Source organism: Paenibacillus agaridevorans, assembly GCF_003112455.1.
Taxonomy (GTDB): Bacteria; Bacillota; Bacilli; order Paenibacillales; family Paenibacillaceae; genus Pristimantibacillus; species Pristimantibacillus agaridevorans.
The window spans coordinates 1-2,888 of the sequence record NZ_BDQX01000210.1 but is presented as its reverse complement, the minus strand read 5'-3'; the positions used below and the strand labels follow the sequence as shown (position 1 = coordinate 2,888).

The 2,888-nt window shown below is 54.3% G+C and carries 2 protein-coding genes and 1 riboswitch; both genes read right to left on the bottom strand.

The annotated features are described in order from the left end of the window. Positions 1-296: 296 nt before the first annotated feature. A riboswitch (TPP riboswitch) is annotated at positions 297-405 on the bottom strand. A 75-nt stretch (positions 406-480) separates the two neighbouring features. Then, positions 481-1,575 carry a GerAB/ArcD/ProY family transporter gene (locus PAT3040_RS19675; protein WP_181376731.1) on the bottom strand — a complete coding sequence of 365 codons (1,095 nt, stop codon included), beginning with the start codon at positions 1,573-1,575 and terminating at the stop codon, positions 481-483. Between the two features lie 35 nt (positions 1,576-1,610). After that, complete coding sequence (locus tag PAT3040_RS19670) at positions 1,611-2,819, bottom strand: Ger(x)C family spore germination protein (RefSeq protein ID WP_181376730.1); 1,209 nt, start codon at positions 2,817-2,819, stop codon at positions 1,611-1,613. Positions 2,820-2,888: the final 69 nt, after the last annotated feature.

Genomic DNA, 2,888 nt, shown 5'->3' with positions numbered 1-2,888 from the left:
CCTTCTCGCCTCCAGCGCCGCCATTACCTTCCGGCTCGTTGCCGCCGCAGCCGGCGATCGTCAACGTCAAGGCCAGCACCGTAGCTGTGAGCCCTCTTCCCCATAATCCCTTCTTCTTGTGCAGCATGTGTACTTCCCCTCTCCGCCTTCTATGTCTTCTGGATTGACGTTCCTGCTCTTTCCCTTATTCCAAAAAAAATCGCCCTCCTGTTCAGGAGGGCGAGTTGCAATCGGCTTGGTACGCGCTTGTCATCACGATTCGCGTTCAGTCCCAACGACTGTACGCCAAATCATGAAGAAGCGCTCGCTTCACGTTCCTACGCCGGCATTATCCGGATCAGGTATACGGGTCGGAATGTTGTCATTCCCTCTCAGCCGGCCTAACCAGCTCCCCGGAGCATATTCGGTTTCGTCAATTACGTAACCAATTATAGCAGACTCCGCGGGTAATGCCAGCATTATTTTCCCGTGTTTCTCTTTCTATCCGCTCGCCGGCAACTTTTTATACCGCTTCCGCACTCCGATCACAACCATGATCAGGGGAATGGCGACCTGGTAGATGGGCATAATCTTCAACGTAACGTCGAGTCCCAGCCAAATATGAAACGTATGATTGGGCTCCAGAAACGACATCGCATAGACGACGACTCCGATGGGAAGCAGCAGATTTCGGGTCTCGATGCCTGTCGAGCTGTGAAAGACGAACACGGAAGCGAGGTACAGAGCCGTTATCTTCACGTACAGTCCGATAAACAGAAGCAAGGTCACGATGACGTCGAGGCGTTCCAGGAAATTGGCCAACCGGATCATTTGCACAGCTTGCAGCAGCGGCAATGAGGTAGCGCCGGCCAGCGCGGGCCCCAGCACGCATAGAATCAGCATATTCATGAAGATAAGGAACAGGGATACGCCGCCTTGCGACCATATCGTAATTTTGGTTATCGATTTTTTTTCATTGACCAGACTCCAGAAAACGAACATGACGAAGAGCTGTCCGAACGGAAAGGAAATAAGATCAGGAAAAGCCGCTTTAAGTACGGGCATAGGTCCATTTTCCATGATCGGGAGGATCTGGTCCAGTTTCTCGAGGCCGCTAAAGAACAGCAGGAATACAATGATGAGGTAACTACCGGCTGCAATCGGGAACAACATCTGCACGACCCGAACAAATACTTCCACGCCTTTGCTAGCCGTATAAGCCGCAACAAGCAGGATGCACAGCATAATCGCCCATTGCGGCGTAAATTGCAGCAGAGCGGCGGACGTCAGCTCGCCGACATCCCGTACGTTCCTCATGCATTCGTAAGCGAACCACAACGCAAAAACGCAGCCCAGCGCGGCGCCGATCGGTTTGCCGAAGTGGATTTTCAACAGTTCCCCAAGGCCAGCTTCCGGTGCTCTCCGCTGAATAAACAGATAGATGGTCGTCAACAGAAGTCCCGTCGCCGCGGCAATTGCCATGGCGATCCATGAGTCTTGTTTCGCTTTGATACCAAACTCGAACAGCGGCGTGCTGCCGATCAGGAACAATATAATCAGCAGCGCAAGCTGACTCTTGCCGATTTGCTGTCGCAAAGCCTTCCCTCCCTTCATTCGAATCCGGCGCCTTGCTACTTGCCCGTATCCTCCTGTATTTGCTTAAAGTTGTTGCCGCTTGATCCGGTCGTGGACAGTTTGAAGGACACATTAACCGATACTGCCGTCGCCGGGAAAGTCTCTCTCCAGTTCGAGACTTCCTGCTTCCATAGCTTCGGATATTTTTTGTGGATGAGATTGCCGAAGCCGACAACATCCGCTTTGCTCGCGCTGATCGCTCTCCAGCCGCTCAAGGCGGTGGAACGGATCTCCTCCTCGATTCTTCGCTCGATTGCTTCGATCTTATCCGGCGTGCTAATATCGCCCTTGCAATTGTACTCCAGCAGCGAGCCCTCGGCCTTGATGTCCACGTCGATTCGCCATTTGCCGTCCCTGTAGCCCGGAGTCCGTTTCGACTCCGCCCGAACGACGCGGATGGAGGAATCCTTTTTGGCGGACTTTCGATCCGAGCACGCGAAGCCGACCGTCGTCCTGTCGACCGTATTGTTTAGCCAATTAATGCCGCTGCTTTCCCGATTATCCACCCATCCCACCAGCTTGTCTCCCACGATGAGCCCCAGCTCGCTCAGCCGGATCTTCGATGGCGAAGACGTCTGACCCAGCTTTTGAACGCGGTCAGCGCCGCCCCCTGTTCCGGTCAGGGAGAGCACGGGAAGACCGGTAGCCTGCGCGCTGCTGAGCAAATCCATCAGGACATCGTTGATCGTCATTTGGCGGAATGAAGAGTTGTTCGTCTCCTCGTTGCCGATCATCCGGTGAATAGCCTCGCCGGGATTCTGTTCGAGCGGCATCAACTGCTCGAGCAGCTGGCGCGCGTTGCTTTTGGATAGAAATACGTTGACGGTCTCTCTGGAATCGTGATTGCGAAGGTACGCTTCCAGCAGCTGCCCCAGCCCTTTGCGAGCGGCATCCTGCCCCACGATAACAATCTGGTTATGGGAGAAATACAGTCGCCTGGACGTCTCCTGACTCGCCTTGCTAATCGCTGATCGAAAGTTCTCCGCATGCGAGGAGAAGACGTTGATTGCCGCTCCCCTGCTTCCGCCGGAATGGCCGGATATCGCCTTCGGAATGATGATTTGGTAAGTCAGCACCCACTCGCCATCCTCCCAATCGACGGCCGTCGCGGATATGATCGCGATTTCGTTCAGCTCCACGCGGTTCCAGCAGCCCGGCAGAGTGGTCAGCACGACCAGCATAAGCAACGCTCTAATCGTCTTCAACACACTCCCTCCTCGTATAGTATTTCTTGAACATTGTTTTGAGCCATTTTCCAGCTCCCGAGGGAGCTG